The sequence below is a fragment of the Achromobacter pestifer genome (assembly GCF_902859625.1).
Lineage (GTDB): Bacteria > Pseudomonadota > Gammaproteobacteria > Burkholderiales > Burkholderiaceae_B > Achromobacter > Achromobacter pestifer.
Genome location: NZ_CADIJX010000003.1, coordinates 644,384 through 660,119, shown reverse-complemented (window position 1 = coordinate 660,119; position 15,736 = coordinate 644,384). Strand labels below are relative to the sequence as shown.

Sequence of the window (15,736 nt, the reverse complement as noted above, 5' to 3'; positions counted from 1 at the left end):
GAAGCCGTTTCCCCATGATTCAGAAAATCGACATGCACGCCCACTTCTTTCCGCCGATCACGCGGCAGGAAGCCGCGGCGCTGGACCCTGTGAACGCCCCTTGGCTACGGCCCGATGGCGATGGTTCCACTGGCCAGATCATGGCCGGCGACCGGCCGTTCCGGCCGGTGGACGCAACCTTGTGGGACCCGGCATTGCGCGTTGCCCAGATGGACCGCCACGGCGTGGACGTGCAGATCCTGTGCGCGACTCCCATCATGTTCGGCTACACGTATCCGGGCCAGGCCGCCGCCGATTGGGCCGCCCGCATGAACGACCTGGCGCTGGAACATTGCGCCCACGCGCCAAACCGCCTGAAGGCGCTGGCGCAAGTCCCGCTGCAAGACCTGGACCTGGCCTGCAAGGAAGCGTCGCGCTCACGCGCCGCCGGCCACCTGGGCGTGCAGATCGGCAACCACGTGGGCCCCCGCGACCTGGACGACGACACGCTGGTGCAATTCCTGATCCACTGCGCCAACCATGACATCCCGGTGCTGGTGCATCCCTGGGACATGATGACCGATGGCCGCATGAAGCAATGGATGCTGCCGTGGCTGGTGGCCATGCCCGCCGAAACGCAGCTGGGCATCCTGTCGCTGATCTTGTCTGGCGCCTTCGAACGCATTCCCCGCAGTCTGAAGCTGTGCTTTGCGCACGGTGGCGGCAGCTTCGCGTATCTGCTGGGCCGCGTCGACAACGCCTGGCGCCATCGCGACATCGTCCGCGAAGACTGCCCGCATCCGCCGTCGTCCTACACCGACCGCTTCTATACCGATAGTGCGGTGTTCGACCCGCGTTCGCTGCGCCTGCTGATCGATGTGATGGGCGAGGACCGCGTGCTGCTCGGTTCCGACTACCCCTATCCGCTGGGCGAGCAGGAAGTCGGCCGCCTGGTCACGCATTCCGACCTGAGTCCCACCGTGCAGCAGAAGATCCTGCTGCGCAACACGATGACGTTCTTTGGCTTGACCGCGTAGCTTCGCCATTCACAACACCATGACCGTGACACACGGCAACTCAAGGGAAAACACCATGAAACGCACCACCACGCTGGCCGCCGCTGCGGTCATGGGACTGGCCTTGTCAGCCACCGCGATGGCCGATGTGAAGATCGGCCTGCTGACCACATTGACCGGCCCGGGCTCAGTGCTGGGCCAAGACCAACTGGATGGCTTCATGCTGGCCGTGGAACAAGGCGGCGGCAAGCTGGGCGGCGTCCCCGTGCAGATCATCAAGGAAGACGACCAGTTCAAGCCCGAAGTGGGCGTACAGGCTGCGCGCAAGCTGGTGCAAAGCGACAAGGTGCCGATCATCACCGGCGTGGTGTATTCCAACGTGATGCTGGCCGTGGTGCGCCCGGTCACGACCGCAGGCGTCTTCCTGGTGGGCTCCAACGCCGGCCCGACCAATCTGGCGGGCAAGGACTGTTCGCCCTATTTCTTCTCGACGTCCTGGAACAACACGCAGCGCCACGAAGGCAGCGGCGAAATGGCCAACCAGATGGGCTTCAAGAAGGTCTACCTGTTGGCGCCCAACTACCAGGCCGGCAAGGATGCCATGGCCGGTTTCAAGCGCTTTTACAAGGGCGAGGTCGCCAACGAAGTCTTCACGCAGGTGAACCAGCCTGATTATTCGGTGGAACTGGCGGCATTGGCCGACGCAAAACCGGACGCTGCCTACGTGTTCTTTCCCGGTGGCATGGGCGTGAATTTCATCAAGCAATACCGCCAGGCGGGCCTGTTCGGCAAAATCCCATTGTTGTCGGTGGACACCATCGACGGCGCCACGCTGCCTGCATTGCAAAAGGATGCGCTGGGCGCGGTGACCAACGTGCCGTATTCGCCCGATCTGGACAATGCCGCCAACAAGGTCTTTGCCACCGCATTCCGCCAGAAGTATGGACGTGAGCCCTCCAGCTACGCCGCGCAGTCCTTCGATGCCGCCCAGCTGATTGGTTCGGCGTTGAAGAAGACCGGCGGCAAGGTCGACGACAAGGAGGCATTGCGCAAGGCGCTGGAAGCCGCCGATTTTCAATCGGTGCGCGGCGAGTTCCGCTATCAACCCAATCATTTTCCCGTGGCTGGATTCTTCCGCGCCGACGTGGAGGCGGGTGCGGACGGAAAGGTGGCCTTTGTGAATAAAGGCCCCATCTTCCCGGACCTGTCCAAAGTGTCGGACCAGTACGCCGCGCAATGCGTCATGAAGTAAGCCGGACGGCCACGCCGGCCGCTGGCAAGAGGTGAACCTTATGTCCACGACGCTGTTGCTGGTGCAGGCCTTGAACGGCCTGCAACTTGGCATTCTGTTGTTCCTGTTGGCCGCCGGGCTGACCTTGGTGTTCGGCATCATGAATTTCATCAACCTGGCGCACGGCTCGCTCTACATGATGGGCGCCTTCATCGCGGCCACCGTGTTCCGCCACACCGGCTCGTTCCTGCTGGCGGGCGCCGCGGTCATCGCCGGCATGGCGGCGCTGGGTCTGCTGCTGGACCGCATCGCGCTGGCTCGCCTGTATCCGCGTGAACACCTGGACCAGGTGCTGGCCACCTTCGGCTTCATCCTGTTCTTCAACGAGCTGACCCGCATCATCTGGGGGCCGGCGCCCATCAGCATGGGCCTGCCGTCCTGGCTGTCGGGCACGATCGATATTCTGGGCGTCACGTATCCGCTGTACCGCTTCCTGATTATCGTGGTGGGGCTGTTGGTGGCCGCGGGCTGCTATGTGCTGATCCACCGCACGCGGTTGGGCATGCTGATCCGCGCGGGCTCCACTGACCGCATGATGGTGGGCGCGCTGGGCGTGAACATCGCGCGGCTGAACACCTTGCTGTTCGTGTTGGGTGCGGTGCTGGCGGGCCTGGCGGGGTTGATGGCAGGCCCCATCCTGTCGGCGCAAACCGGCATGGGCGAGCCCATCCTGATTCTGACTTTGGTGGTGATCGTGATCGGCGGCATCGGCTCGGTGCGCGGGGCATTCCTGGCCGCGCTGATGGTGGGCCTGATCGATACGCTGGGCCGCGCGCTGCTGCCGACGTTGCTGCGCGCCGCGTTGCCCCCCGCTGCGGCGAACGCGGCCGGCCCCGCCATCGCGTCAATGTTGATCTACGTCGTGATGGCGCTGGTGCTGGCCTTGCGGCCGCAGGGCCTGTTCCCCGTCAAGCACGGATAAGGGGATTTCATGCAGAACCTATCTCCCCGCACCCTGGTGGCCGCAGCCCTGCTGTTGTTGCTGGCCCTGTTGCCCATTTACGCCCAATGGCAGGGCGAACCTTTTCTGCTGGCGCTGTTCGGGCGCGTGCTGGTCTACGGCGTGGCCGCGCTGGCCCTGAACCTGCTGTTGGGGTATGGCGGCATGGTCAGCTTCGGCCACGCGCTATACCTGGGGCTGGGCGCGTATTCCGTCGGCGTGATGTCGCACTATGGCATTGAAAGCGGTTGGCTGCACCTGGCGGGCGCACTGGGCGCCTGCGCCGTGGTGGGATTGATCAGCGGCTATGTGGTGATGCGTACCTCTGGCATCGCCTTCATCATGATCACGTTGGCGTTTGCGCAGATGTTCTATTTCCTGGCGACGGGCCTGGACGGCTTTGGCGGTGACGACGGCATGTCGCTGTTCGCCGGTAGCGACTTCGGTGCGTTCCGGCTGGATACTCCGCTGGCGCTGTACTACACGGCCTTCGGCGTGTTGCTGCTGGTGCTGGGGCTATTGCACCGCCTGATCCATGCTCCATTTGGCATGGCATTGCGCGGCTGTCAGGCCAACGAACGGCGCATGCGCGCTTTGGGCTTTCCCACCTTGCGCTACCGCCTGGCCGCTTACGTGATCTCGGCAATGATCTGCGGCGTGGCGGGCATGCTGCTGGCCAATCTGACGATGTATGTCTCGCCATCCTATCTGGCATGGACCACGTCGGGTGAACTGATCGTGATGGTGGTGCTGGGCGGCCTGGGCACGTTGTTCGGGCCGGTGGTGGGCGCGCTGGCCTTCCTGCTGCTGGAAGAAGGATTGAAGCTGCTGACCGGGCACTGGATGCTGATCATGGGGCTATTGATTGTCGGCGTGGTGCTGGTGTCCCGCCGAGGCGTGTACGGCAACCTGCCCGACAAGCCATGGCGCAGCCGGACGGCCAACTCCCTGCGCCAGCCCTCCGGAGAACCGCTATGAGCGCGCTGCGCATCGAGAATCTGCTGAAGCGCTATGGCGGCCTGACCGTCACCGACGACCTGTCGCTGGATGTGCACGCCGGTGAACTGCACGCCGTGATCGGGCCAAACGGCGCCGGCAAGACCACGCTGATCGGCCAGTTAAGCGGTGAACTACGGCCCGATGGCGGCCGCGTGTTGCTGGACGGCAGGGACATCACCCGCATGCCCGTTGAAAAGCGCGTGCGTCATGGCCTGGCTCGTTCCTACCAGATCACCTCGGTCTTCAAGCCGTTCACCGCATTGGAGAATGTCGTGATGGCGGTTCAGGCGCGGCGCGGCCACAGCTTCCGGTTCTGGCGCCCGGTACTGTCCACCGCCGCACTGACCACGCCGGCTCAAGAGGCGCTGGCGCTGGCCGGCCTGTCCGCCCGCGCCAACACGCCTGCGGGCGAGCTTGCGCACGGCGAACTGCGGCAGTTGGAACTGGCCATGGTGCTGGCCTGCCAACCGTCCCTGCTGTTGCTGGACGAACCAATGGCGGGCATGAGCCAGCACGAATCCGAAGCCATGACCCGCCTGCTGCTGCAACTGCGCGGGCGCTACACGATCCTGCTGGTGGAACACGATATGCAAGCCGTCTTCGCCCTATCCGACCGCATCACCGTCCTGGTCTACGGCCGCGCGCTGGCGTGCGGCACCGCGGACGACATCCGCAATAACGCGCAGGTGCGCGAATGCTATCTGGGCAGCGAACGTGGCAGCCGCCGCGCGAACAGCCCGCGTCAACGGGCGGCGCACGCATGAGCGCCCTGCTGTCGCTGCGAGGCGTGACCGCGCACTATGGCGCCAGCCAGGCCTTGTTCGGTATCGACCTGGATATCGGGCCTGGCGAATTCGTGACCTTGCTGGGACGCAATGGCATGGGCAAGTCCACCACCGTGAAAACGGTGATGGGCTTGAACCGGGCCACGCAAGGCAGCATCGTCTTCGACGGCCACGACATCAGCCGGCTGCCCGCCTACAAGGTGGCGCAATGCGGCATTGGCTTGGTACCGGAAGGTCGGCATATTTTTCCCAACCTGTCGGTGCGCGAAAACCTGATCGCCACTGCCCACAATCGCCAGGGCGCGGCAGAGCCCTGGACGCTGGACCGGGTGTACGCGCTGTTCCCCCGTCTATCCGAACGTGCGCGCCACTTGGGTAGTCATTTGTCGGGCGGCGAACAGCAGATGCTGGCGATCGGCCGCGCGCTATTGACCAACCCGCGCCTGTTGATCCTGGACGAAGCCACCGAGGGGCTGGCGCCGGTAGTGCGCGAGGAAATCTGGTCCGCGCTGGATACCTTGAAGCAGACGGGATTGGCTGTGTTGTGCATCGACAAGAACCTGGAACCCCTGCTGGCCACGGCGGACCATCACGCCATCGTGGAAAAGGGGCGCGTCGCCTGGACCGGATCATCGCAGGCCTTCCTGGACGACGAGCCCCGGTTGTTGCAGTACCTGGGCGTTTAAAGCCTGCGCGCGGGCGGCGCCACGCCCAAACGCACGCTCCAGGCCGCCATGTCCTCCCACAGCGCCGACGGCACGGGGATGCCTTGCCGCCGACGCTCAGCCTGGGCAGCGGCCTCCGGGTCGCCCGGCATGCGCGGGGCGCCGGGCGCCTGGGCCAACTCCATCGCCATTGCCGCCACCACGCCGGCCAGTGCCGCGCCTCCTGCGAACCGGGCGGGATCGATCACGATGAAGAAGGCTCCCAGTTCACGTGGGCGCTCCAGCGCGTCGTACATGGGAGAGATATGCGGCCCGAACGGATTGCCGTTCAGCGGCCCGCACAGCAGTTCAATCATCATCGCCAGGCCATAGCCCTTGTAGCCATAACCGTCGCCGCCCAACGGGCGCAGCGCGCGAACCTGATCGGCCTCCGTGCAGTCATTTCCTTGCGCGTCCAGCGCCACACCCGGCGGCAAGGCCACGCCATCGCGCCGGGCATTCATGACGCGGTTCCAGGGGATGGCCGTGGTGGCCATGTCCAGGCACAGGGGCTCGGCGCCCGCGCGCGGAAACGCCAGGGAAATAGGATTGGTGCCGAAGAATGGTTGATGGCCGGCGTAAGGCGCCGCGATCGAATCGGAATGCGTGAATGCGATGCCGATCAAGCCCTGCGCGGCCGCCGCGCGGCTGTACAGGCCGATAGCCCCGCAATGCGATGAGTTGCTGACACCCACCGCAGCTATTCCGGCCTCCAGCGCCAGTTCCATCGCCAGCGCGTTGGCCCGATGCGCCACCACGATGCCTTGCCCTCGGCCACCATGCACTTGCGCCGTGCCCGGGCCGGTGCGATCGATCCGGATCGCGGGGCGGGCCAGGATGGAGCCGTGCGCCACGCGGTTCAGGTAGTGCGGCAGGCGCGCGATGCCGTGGGAATCAATGCCCCACAGGCTGGTCTGAGCCAGACTGTCCGCCAGGCACCGCGCGTCTTCCTCGGTAAAGCCCTGGGCACGCAGACAGTCTTGCCCCCACCGTTGCCACTCGACGGCATCCACTCGACATTCCGCGTTCATGCAGCGCTCCTCAGGTAGCGGCCTCCACGGCGTGCAACACGCCATGCTGGCGCAGGGTTTCCAGATGCACGGCCAGCGCCGAGACAAACTCGGACGCTTTGCCCAAATCACCAAACACCGGTTTGAATCCCGACAACACCACCGCACGGCGATGCGCGGCCTGCGACGGCGCGGAAGCGCGGGCGGCGACCTCGGCGCGCGCCAGCAGCTTGGCCAGCCGAGCCGCCATCGGATCCTGGATCTTGTAGCGGCCGCCTGACTCATCCTCGCCACGCAGATAGTGCAGCCACGCCGCGACCGCCAGCGTCAGGCGCTGGATATCGCTGCCCGTGCGCAGCCGGTCGCGTATCGTGTCCAGCAGGCGTTGCGGGACCTTTTGAGATCCATCCATCGCCACTTGCGAGGTCGGGTGCGGTAGCGCGGGGTTCGCGATGCGCGCCAGGAAACGGCGGCGGTATTCCTCCAGCCCGCTATCCGGAATGCCTTTCAGCGTGGGCGCGATCTCCTCTCGCATCATGGCGTCGACGAAATCGCGCAAGGCAGGTGTTTGCACCGCCTGGCTGATCGTCTGGTAGCCCAGCAAGCCGCCCAGATAGGCAAAAGTGGAATGCGGGCCGTTCACCATGCGCAGCTTCAAGCGCTCATAGGGCGCGGCGTTGTGCACGAAGGTGGCGCCGCCATGAGCCTCCCAGGCCGGCCGGCCCGCGGCGAATTTATCCTCGATGACCCAGTTCATATAGGGTTCGCCGACCACGGGCCATGCATCTTCCACGCCCAGTCGCTCGGCGATACGCTGCCGGTCCTCGTCATCGGTGCCCGGCACGATGCGGTCAACCATCGAATTCGGGAAGGTGCAGTGCGTGTCGATCCAACTCGTCAGCGACACATCCACCCGCAAGGCGAAAGCCAGCACCAGGCTGCGCAAGGTATCGCCGTTGCCACGCAGGTTGTCGCATGACAGAAGCGTCACGGGCGGCAGGCCGCGTTCGCGCCGCAGTGCCAGTCCGTACACCAGAATGCCGATCGTGCTGCGCGGGCGGTGCGGGTTTTCCAGATCATGCAGGATGTCCGGATCATCCCAGCGCAAGTAGCCGGTGGCGGGTTCGTGGCTGTAGCCCTTTTCGGTGACGGTCAGGCTGACGATGCGGGTTTGCGGATAAGCGATCCGTTCCAGCACCGCGTTGGGATCTTCTTCCGCCACCATCACGCGCAGTACCGAACCCACGACGCGCAATTGCTCGCGGCTCTGCCCATCTGGCCCGCCGTCGCGCAAGGCCAATGTGTACAGGCCGTCTTGCGGCGTAAGCGCATCGCGCGTGGCGGAGCTGCGCAACGACACGCCCAGAATGCCCCAACTGAGGTCACCGCTGGCCTGCATTGCCAGGTCCGTCATCACCGCCTGATGCGCGCGGTGAAAGGCTCCCAGCCCCAGATGCACGATGCCGGGCGTCAGGCGGCTGCGGTCGTAAATGGGTCTTTCCACGTCTGCGGGCAGGCGCGGCAACGACTCCGTATTCAAACGTTCAAGCATGGTTGACCAATGGCGTAAGGCGCCATGCACCTGTCGAATGACCGGCCAGTCGGCGCGCGAACGAGGATATCCGCTGACGACGATTTCTTCGATATCGGCACAGTGACCAAATGCAACGTGGACGTCCGCGGTGTCACGCAAGATGCGTCTACATCACCGCGCCCAGCTGCCATGGCACAAACTCGTTCTGACCGTAACCGTGCTCTTCACTGCGCGTGCGGCGGCCCGACGCGGTCTGCAACATTAGCTGGAAAATCCGTTCACCCATCTGCGCCACGCTCTGCACGCCATCCACGACGTCGCCGCAGTTGATGTCGATATCGTCCGACTGACGCTGCCACAGCGCCGTGTTGGTCGACAGCTTCAAGGACGGCGCGGGCGCACAGCCGTAGGCGGACCCGCGGCCGGTGGTGAAGCAGATCAGGTTGGCGCCACCCGCCACCTGCCCGGTGGCAGACACGGGGTCGTAGCCCGGCGTGTCCATGAAAACCAGGCCACGCGCGCGGACCGGCTCGGCGTATTCAAACACGTCGGTCAGATTGGTGGTGCCGCTCTTTGCGATGGCTCCCAGCGACTTTTCCAGGATGGTCGTCAGCCCGCCCGCCTTGTTGCCGGCCGATGGGTTGTTGTCCATTTCAGCATCGTTGCGGGCGCAGTAGTCTTCCCACCAGCGCACCCTGGCCAACAGCTTGTCGGCCACGGCGGGGGTTTCCGCGCGGCGCGTCAATAAGTGTTCACCGCCGTAGATTTCAGGCGTTTCCGAGAGGATGGCGGTACCGCCGTGCCGCACCAGCAGATCCACCGCCGCGCCCAGCGCCGGGTTGGCGCTGATACCCGAATAACCATCGGACCCGCCGCATTGCAGGCCGACCGTCAGATGGCTGGCGGGCACCGGCTGGCGACGCACCTGATTGGCCTGCTCCAGCATTCGCTCCACCAGTTCAATCCCGCGCGCCACCGTCTTGCGGGTGCCGCCCGTGTCCTGGATGTTGAAGGTGTGCAGCAGGCCGCTTTCACGCAAGCCTTCCTGTTCCATCAGGCCGCCGATCTGATTCGTTTCACAGCCCAGCCCCACCATCATCAACCCGCCAAAATTGGCATGCCGCGCGTAGCCGCCCAGCGTGCGCCGCAACACCCGCAGCGGCTCGCCTTCGCTGCCGGTGGCACAGCCCGCGCCGTGAGTCAGCGCCACCACGCCATCCACGTTCGGACAGGCGGCCAGCGCATCCGGATGGATATCGCGCCTGAAATGGTCCGCGATGGCGCGTGCCACCGTGGCCGAACAGTTCACACTGGTCAGGATGCCGATGTAGTTGCGGGTAGCGATGCGGCCGTCCCCGCGCACGATGCCGTCGAAAGTGGCCGCTGGCGTCACGTAGTCCGTGGCGTGCGCGCCCTGCCCCACCGCATAGTCGCGTTCGAAATCCGAGAATTCCAGATTCTGCGTATGCACGTGCTGCCCGGGCGCGATGTCCTGCCGCGCCACGCCGATGATCTGGTTGTAGCGGCGTACCGGCTGGCCCGCCGCAATGGCTTGGACGGCCACCTTGTGGCCGGGCGGCACCAGGCCCTGCACCGTCACCCCTTCGCTTTCCAGTCGCGTACCGCTGACCAGCTGTCGCCGGGCGATCACCACGTTGTCCGCCGGATGGATGCGTATCACTGTCGTGTCGTTCTGGGCCATGAGGACTCCGGAAAGTAAGGGGTGCGGATTCAGACGAAGCTCATCCGTCGATCAATGCCGGATCCCAGGCATGAACCCGCTGGCGTTGTTCACCCAGGCCGGCAATGCCCAGCTTGATCTCGTCGCCCGCCTTCAGATAGACCGGCGACGGCTTCTGGCCCATGCCCACGCCCGGCGGCGTGCCGGTGGTGATCAGGTCGCCCGGATACAGGGTCATGAAGCGGCTGACGTAGGCCACCAGTTGCGCCACGCCGAACACCATGGTGCGCGTGCTGCCGTTCTGGTAGCGCTTGCCGTTCACTTCCAGCCACATCTCCAGGTCTTGCGGATTGGGAATTTCGTCCACCGTGGCCAGCCAGGGACCGATGGGACCGAAGGTGTCGCAGCCCTTGCCCTTGTCCCAGGTACCGCCGCGCTCAATCTGGTATTCGCGTTCGGACACATCGTTCACGACGCAATAGCCTGCCACGTGCTGCATCGCGTCGGCCTCGCTGACATAGCGCGCTTTTTCACCGATCACCACGCCAAGCTCGACCTCCCAATCGGTCTTGATGGAATCCTGCGGCAGCACGACGGGGTCGTTCGGCCCCACGACGGCGGACGTGGGCTTCATGAAGATGACCGGTTCGGCCGGCACCGGCAAGCCGGATTCGGCGGCGTGGTCGGCATAGTTCAAACCGATGCAGATGAACTTGCCCATGCCGGTCCAGGGCGGGGCCACGCGGCCCGGATTCGACACAAGCGGCAGCGTGGAAGGATCCAGCGCGCGCAGCTCGGCCAACCGGGCGCTGGTCAGCGTTTGCGCGGTGATGTCGGGCACGACGCCAGACAGATCACGTACCTTGCCTTGCGCGTCGATCAGACCGGGCTTCTCGGCGCCCTTGGCGCCATAGCGCATCAATTTCATAGCAGATTCCTTTGGAAAAACGTTGAACGTTCAGTTCGACCAGCCGCCGTCGATCACTTGGGCGGTGCCGGTGGTAAAGGCGGATTCATCGCTGGCAAGATACACCGCCAGCGCGGCGATTTCAGTGGTGCGGCCGATACGGCCCATCGGCTGGCGTGCCGTGAACGCGGCCTCCACCGCCGCGATGGACTGGCCGCTGGCCTGCGCCTGCGCTTCGATGCGCTGACGCAACGACGGCGACTCCACCGTGCCCGGGCAGATGGCGTTGCAGCGTATGCCCTGCGACACGAAGTCGGCCGCCACGGCCTTGGTCAGCCCGATGACGGCGGCCTTGGTCGCCCCATAGGCGCAACGGTTCGGCGCCCCCTTGATGCTGCCCGCCACCGACGCCATGTTGACGATGGACCCCGACCCGCGCGCCAGCATGCCGGGCAGGCAGGCGCGGATCAGACGGTACATGGAGCGCACATTCAGGTTGAAGGAAAAGTCCCAGGCGTCTTCATCGCAATCCAGGATGGTGCCGGCATGCACGAAGCCCGCGCCGTTGAACAGCACATCGATCGGACCCGCGCTTTCCGCCAGCCCAAGGATGGCGCGGCCATCCGTCACGTCCAGCACCTGGGTGCGGCAGCCGGACAGCGCTTGCAGCGCCGCCGCGTTGATGTCCACGGCCAACACGTCGGCGCCTTCCCGCGCAAAGGCCTCGGCCACGGCGCGGCCGATGCCCTGCCCGGCGGCAGTCACGATGGCGGTCTTGCCTTGCAATCTTCCAGACATGGAGGTGCTCCTGTTATTTGCCGGCCATGCCCATGGCGGTGGGCAGCCAAAGCGTGATCTGAGGAATGTAGGTAATGGCGATCAGCGCCACGAACAGCGGCACCAGCCAAGGAAGAATGGCCATCGTGGTGCGTTCGACCGACAGCCGTGCCACGCGGGCCAGCACGAACAGCACCATCCCCATCGGTGGATGCAGCAGGCCGATCATCAGGTTCAGGGTCATGATCAGGCCGAAGTGGATCGGATCGATGCCCAGCTTCAGCACGATGGGCAACAGAATCGGCACCAGGATGGTGATGGCGGCAATGGTGTCGATGAAGCACCCCACGATCAGGATCAACACGTTGGCCATCAGCAGGAACACCCACTTGTTCTGCGTCACGCTCAGGATGGCGTCGGTCAGCGTTTGTGCGGCCTGCGTGGTGGTCAGCAACCACGCGAAGACCGAGGCCGCCGTCACGATGAACAGCACCGATGCCGTGGTCTCGATGGTGTCGAAAGAGGCCTTGGCCAAGGTCTTCAACGTCATCGAGCGGTAGCGCACCAGACCCAGGAACAACGCCCAGATCACCGCCGCCACGGCGGCTTCGGTGGGCGTGAACCAGCCCAGCGTCATGCCGCCGATCAGAATCACCGGCGCCATCAACGCCATGACGGCGGAAAAATTGAAGCGCCAATCCAGTGCAAGCAAGGCCACGAATGCAATGCCGGTGGCGACGTTGGGCGACACGCCGGCCAGCGTCATCAACCAGATGGACGCGGGAAAGGACAGCACGACCAACACTTCCAGGCCCGCTCCGCCCAGCCGCTTCCAGTTGAACGCCACGTCGCCGCCCCAGTTGTTGCGGCGGGCGTAGTAGGCCACGGTCAGCATCATCAATATCGTCAGCACGGCGCCCGGCAGCAGGCCCGCCAGGAACAACGAGCCGATCGACACGTTGGCCATCATGCCGTAGATCACGAACGGCAATGACGGCGGGATGATCGGCCCCAAGGTGGCCGAGGCCGCGGTGACCCCCACCGCGAATTCGGTCTCGTAGCCGTGATCCTTCATGGCCTTGATTTCGATCGTGCCCAACCCGGCAGCGTCGGCAATCGCCGTGCCCGACATGCCGGCAAACACCACCGAACCAATGATGTTCACCTGGCCGAGTCCGCCGCGCATCCAGCCCACCAGCGCCACCGCGAAGTTGTAGATGCGGCCCGTGATGCCGGCGATGTTCATCAGGTTGCCCGCCAGGATGAAGAACGGCACGGCCAGCAACGGAAACGACTCGACGCCCGCGATCATGCGCTGCGCCACCACCACGTCCGGCACGCTGCCCGAGATCAACACGAACAGCAAGGAAGCGCCCGCCATGGACACCGCCACCGGCAGGCCCAGGATCATCAACAGCAAAAAGGTTCCAATCAGTGTGCCCATGTCTTGCTCCTGGAAAGGCACTGCGGATTCGTAGGGAGTTGGGTGCTGCGAATCTATTCGGCGATCTCAGTCCAGCGACTCGTAGGCCGCGGGGTTTTCCAGGATCGAATAGCCTTGCCGCCAGTTCTGCACGGACACTTGCAGCGACCTCAGAAACATCATCACGAAACCCGCCAGGGCAACCCAATACACATAGGACTTGTTCCAGAACAGCGTCGTCATGGGTTCATCGCCCACCAACACGATGTAGCGGTAAGTCAGCCACACGGCATAGCCAAAGAAGGCCGTGCGCAGGATGTCGATCACCGTGGACAGCACGCGGCCCACCGGTTTGGGCAGATAGCGATACAGGAAATCCACCTGGATATGGCGACAGGCACGCACGCACATCGCGGCGCCCAGGAACACCACGCCGATCAGGCAGTACACCGCCAGCTCTTCGGTCCAGGCATAGGAATCGTTCAGTACATAGCGGGAAAAGAACTGCAAGAAGACCAACATCGCCATCGTCCAGAAGATGGCCAGGCAGATCCAGTCTTCGGGCTGGTAGCCCGCCAGGCTGACCTCATGCTGATCGGCCTCTTCAAAGCTATGGACGATCTCGTCGACGGATGCCTGATGCGGACCCGCCGGCGGCAGGGGATGGTTTGGAGGGTGGCTGGCGGCCGCCAGCGGCGCGGCCTTCGCGTGGATGTGCATGGGATTTCCCCTGGTCGAATGTCGGGTCAAGGATGGCGGGCCGCAACGGCCCGCCTGCGGCTTACTTCACCGCCTGGATCTTTTCCCAATCCGATTTCTGATAGCCGTATTGCTCAAACGGCACCTTCTCCAGCACGGTCTTGCGGAAATCGTCGACATTGACTTCCGCCACGTTCAAGCCACGCTTCTTGAACACCTCGACCATCTTTTTCTCGCTGTCGGCCACTTCGGCCGACGCCTTTTCGGCCGCCTGCTGCGCCACCTCGGAGAAGATCTTCTTGTCGTCGTCCGACAGGCTCTTCCACAGCTTGCCCGAGATCACCGTGTTCAAGTGATCAACGATGTGCCCCGTCAGAATGATGTTCTTCTGCACTTCGTAGAACTTCTTCGCTTCGATGGTGGTCAGCGGGTTCTCTTGCGCTTCCACGGTGCCATTCTGCAAGGCCAGATAGACCTCGGCAAACGCGATGGGCGCGGTGTTGGCGCCACAGGCGCGCGGCATCGCCAGGTAGGCGGCCACGTCCGGCACGCGGATCTTCATGCCCTTCATTTCCGAGCACTTGGTGAACGCGCGGTTGGACGTCGTTTGGCGGGTCCCGTAATAGGTGGTCGCGACGATGTGATTACCGCTTTTCTCGTCGTAACCGCGCGTCAGCTCCTTGTAGATGTCGCTCTTGGTATAGGCGATCAGGTGCTCGGGATTGCGGAAGATGTAGGGGTAGTACGTGACGCCGATGCGGGGAAAGCTCTTGGCGGCAAAGCTGGACCCGGAAATGATCATGTCCACCGTGCCCAGGGTCAGCCCCTGGTTGATGTCGTTTTCCTTGCCCAGCTGAGAGGCGGGATAGACATCGATGTGATAGCGGCCGTTCGTGCGTTTCTCGATTTCCTGAGCCGCCCACACCGACGAGGTATGGAAGGGTTCGGAGGTCTCGTACACATGCGCCCATTTCAGCTTGGTTTGCGCCAGCGCGCTGCCACTGACGGCCAGCGCGACGGCGGCAAACAGCACTTTGATAGCGTTGCCTCGATTCATGTTGTCTCCTCTCTCTGAGGTAGCGGGCGCGGCGAATGGTGTTTTGAGCCGGCTCGCTTTATGTTTCACATCGGGATTTCACATACAGGTTGCACCTTCGTACTGCGACTACGGTTCCCCGGACGGCGTCAGGACGTCGCCGGTTCTTTGCTATCGGCACGCATCGCGTCGACGGCTCCCGGCCAAGTGGCCGTCAAGCGGTCGAACGAGCAGGAAAGATGGTGATGCATAGCGGCGCGCGCGGCGGTTTCATCCCCCGCCGCGATGGCGTCGATGACGCGGCGGTGCTCGGTGATGGCGGCGGCCCAGCTGCCGGGATTCTCGAAGTAATCGCCCAGCTTCACGGACAAGGGGTTATGGCGTTCGTCGAACAATTCGCCCACCACGCGCACCAGCACGGCATTGCTGGCCATTTCGGCCACGCGCAGGTGGAACAGCCTGTCGCCACGGATGGGGACGCTGCCCGCCAGGGCTTCGCCTTCCATCGCGCTTACCGCCTCCAGCAGCCCGTCGACCAGCGCGGGCACGGGGTTGCGGGCCGCCTGAGCGGCAAGCTCACCTTCGATCGTCCAGCGGGCGCGAATGGTTTCAAGGGGGCTTTCGGCAGTCAGGCTGGCGCGCGGCGCACCGGTCAGGCTTTGGACGTACACCCCCGACCCCATGCGCACTTCCACCCATCCCTCGACCTCCAGCGCAATCAGCGCTTCACGCACCGACGGACGCGACACACCCAGCTTCAGCGCCAGGTCGCGCTCGGGCGGCAGGCGGGCGCCAACCGGAAATTCCCCAGCTTCGATCAGCAACCGCAGCTGGTCGGCGATCTGGCGATACAAGCGGCGCGGCTCGATGGTCTGGATCGGCATGGTGACGAGGTGAGGAAAGATAAAAAGGTAAAGTGGCCTTACCAATTGACCAGAATCCTGCGCCTGCGCTC

Annotated in this window: 15 protein-coding genes; 6 read left to right on the top strand and 9 right to left on the bottom strand. The window is 64.3% G+C overall.

The features are described from left to right. The first annotated feature begins 14 nt into the window (after positions 1-14). From HV753_RS14595 to HV753_RS14570, 6 genes are read left to right on the top strand one after another with little or no spacing between them, the layout of a single operon-like run. On the top strand, positions 15-1,016 hold the full coding sequence (locus HV753_RS14595) for an amidohydrolase family protein (RefSeq protein ID WP_175175194.1): 1,002 nt from the start codon (positions 15-17) through the stop codon (positions 1,014-1,016). Between the two features lie 55 nt (positions 1,017-1,071). Continuing rightward, positions 1,072-2,247 (top strand): ABC transporter substrate-binding protein, encoded by a 1,176-nt coding sequence (locus HV753_RS14590; protein ID WP_175175193.1) that lies wholly within the window; start codon positions 1,072-1,074, stop codon positions 2,245-2,247. A 40-nt stretch (positions 2,248-2,287) separates the two neighbouring features. Beyond that, positions 2,288-3,208 carry a branched-chain amino acid ABC transporter permease gene (locus tag HV753_RS14585; RefSeq protein WP_175175192.1) on the top strand — a complete coding sequence of 307 codons (921 nt, stop codon included), beginning with the start codon at positions 2,288-2,290 and terminating at the stop codon, positions 3,206-3,208. A gap of 9 nt (positions 3,209-3,217) precedes the next feature. Further along, a complete protein-coding gene (locus HV753_RS14580) occupies positions 3,218-4,204 on the top strand; it encodes a branched-chain amino acid ABC transporter permease (RefSeq protein ID WP_175175191.1) in 987 nt (328 codons plus the stop codon). Continuing rightward, on the top strand, positions 4,201-4,989 hold the full coding sequence (locus HV753_RS14575; protein WP_175175190.1) for an ABC transporter ATP-binding protein: 789 nt from the start codon (positions 4,201-4,203) through the stop codon (positions 4,987-4,989). Before HV753_RS14580 ends, HV753_RS14575 begins: the two co-directional genes overlap by 4 nt. Then, positions 4,986-5,696, top strand: a complete 711-nt coding sequence (locus HV753_RS14570; protein WP_175175189.1) for an ABC transporter ATP-binding protein — start codon at positions 4,986-4,988, stop codon at positions 5,694-5,696. Before HV753_RS14575 ends, HV753_RS14570 begins: the two co-directional genes overlap by 4 nt. Here HV753_RS14570 and HV753_RS14565 read toward each other — a convergent pair. The 9 genes from HV753_RS14565 to HV753_RS14525 all read right to left on the bottom strand — a co-directional run bounded on the left by HV753_RS14565 (position 5,693) and on the right by HV753_RS14525 (position 15,665). Next, the gene (locus tag HV753_RS14565) at positions 5,693-6,745 is read right to left on the bottom strand and encodes an Ldh family oxidoreductase (protein ID WP_175175188.1); all 1,053 of its coding nucleotides are present in this window, start codon (positions 6,743-6,745) and stop codon (positions 5,693-5,695) included. The two genes, HV753_RS14570 and HV753_RS14565, sit on opposite strands and share 4 nt — an antisense overlap. Positions 6,746-6,755: 10 nt before the next feature. Then, positions 6,756-8,276, bottom strand: coding sequence for a mannitol dehydrogenase family protein (locus HV753_RS14560; RefSeq protein ID WP_175175187.1), 1,521 nt, complete (start codon positions 8,274-8,276; stop codon positions 6,756-6,758). A gap of 148 nt (positions 8,277-8,424) precedes the next feature. After that, a complete protein-coding gene (locus HV753_RS14555) occupies positions 8,425-9,960 on the bottom strand; it encodes a UxaA family hydrolase (RefSeq protein ID WP_175175186.1) in 1,536 nt (511 codons plus the stop codon). Positions 9,961-10,000: 40 nt separating this feature from the next. After that, positions 10,001-10,867, bottom strand: coding sequence for a fumarylacetoacetate hydrolase family protein (locus HV753_RS14550; RefSeq protein WP_175175185.1), 867 nt, complete (start codon positions 10,865-10,867; stop codon positions 10,001-10,003). 30 nt (positions 10,868-10,897) lie between these two features. Further along, entirely contained in the window at positions 10,898-11,644 is a 747-nt protein-coding gene (locus HV753_RS14545) for an SDR family oxidoreductase (protein WP_175175184.1), read from the bottom strand. Between the two features lie 13 nt (positions 11,645-11,657). After that, the gene (locus HV753_RS14540) at positions 11,658-13,067 is read right to left on the bottom strand and encodes a TRAP transporter large permease (RefSeq protein WP_175175183.1); all 1,410 of its coding nucleotides are present in this window, start codon (positions 13,065-13,067) and stop codon (positions 11,658-11,660) included. Positions 13,068-13,133: 66 nt separating this feature from the next. Beyond that, positions 13,134-13,766, bottom strand: coding sequence for a TRAP transporter small permease (locus tag HV753_RS14535; protein WP_175175182.1), 633 nt, complete (start codon positions 13,764-13,766; stop codon positions 13,134-13,136). A 61-nt stretch (positions 13,767-13,827) separates the two neighbouring features. Then, positions 13,828-14,802: a sialic acid TRAP transporter substrate-binding protein SiaP gene (locus tag HV753_RS14530; RefSeq protein ID WP_175175181.1), complete on the bottom strand. Its 975-nt coding sequence runs from the start codon at positions 14,800-14,802 to the stop codon at positions 13,828-13,830. A 128-nt stretch (positions 14,803-14,930) separates the two neighbouring features. Further along, positions 14,931-15,665, bottom strand: a complete 735-nt coding sequence (locus tag HV753_RS14525; RefSeq protein ID WP_175175180.1) for a FadR/GntR family transcriptional regulator — start codon at positions 15,663-15,665, stop codon at positions 14,931-14,933. Positions 15,666-15,736 lie beyond the last annotated feature (71 nt).

Excerpts from the sequence above, each read along its gene's own strand:
- HV753_RS14570 (WP_175175189.1), top strand. The coding sequence starts at position 4,986 with ATGAGCGCCCTGCTGTCGCTGCGAGGCGTGACCGCGCACTATGGCGCC.
- HV753_RS14550 (WP_175175185.1), bottom strand. The coding sequence starts at position 10,867 with ATGAAATTGATGCGCTATGGCGCCAAGGGCGCCGAGAAGCCCGGTCTG.
- HV753_RS14525 (WP_175175180.1), bottom strand. The coding sequence starts at position 15,665 with ATGCCGATCCAGACCATCGAGCCGCGCCGCTTGTATCGCCAGATCGCC.
- HV753_RS14585 (WP_175175192.1), top strand. The coding sequence starts at position 2,288 with ATGTCCACGACGCTGTTGCTGGTGCAGGCCTTGAACGGCCTGCAACTT.
- HV753_RS14535 (WP_175175182.1), bottom strand. The coding sequence starts at position 13,766 with ATGCACATCCACGCGAAGGCCGCGCCGCTGGCGGCCGCCAGCCACCCT.
- HV753_RS14560 (WP_175175187.1), bottom strand. The coding sequence starts at position 8,276 with ATGCTTGAACGTTTGAATACGGAGTCGTTGCCGCGCCTGCCCGCAGAC.
- HV753_RS14530 (WP_175175181.1), bottom strand. The coding sequence starts at position 14,802 with ATGAATCGAGGCAACGCTATCAAAGTGCTGTTTGCCGCCGTCGCGCTG.
- HV753_RS14565 (WP_175175188.1), bottom strand. The coding sequence starts at position 6,745 with ATGAACGCGGAATGTCGAGTGGATGCCGTCGAGTGGCAACGGTGGGGG.
- HV753_RS14555 (WP_175175186.1), bottom strand. The coding sequence starts at position 9,960 with ATGGCCCAGAACGACACGACAGTGATACGCATCCATCCGGCGGACAAC.
- HV753_RS14575 (WP_175175190.1), top strand. The coding sequence starts at position 4,201 with ATGAGCGCGCTGCGCATCGAGAATCTGCTGAAGCGCTATGGCGGCCTG.
- HV753_RS14590 (WP_175175193.1), top strand. The coding sequence starts at position 1,072 with ATGAAACGCACCACCACGCTGGCCGCCGCTGCGGTCATGGGACTGGCC.
- HV753_RS14595 (WP_175175194.1), top strand. The coding sequence starts at position 15 with ATGATTCAGAAAATCGACATGCACGCCCACTTCTTTCCGCCGATCACG.
- HV753_RS14545 (WP_175175184.1), bottom strand. The coding sequence starts at position 11,644 with ATGTCTGGAAGATTGCAAGGCAAGACCGCCATCGTGACTGCCGCCGGG.
- HV753_RS14540 (WP_175175183.1), bottom strand. The coding sequence starts at position 13,067 with ATGGGCACACTGATTGGAACCTTTTTGCTGTTGATGATCCTGGGCCTG.
- HV753_RS14580 (WP_175175191.1), top strand. The coding sequence starts at position 3,218 with ATGCAGAACCTATCTCCCCGCACCCTGGTGGCCGCAGCCCTGCTGTTG.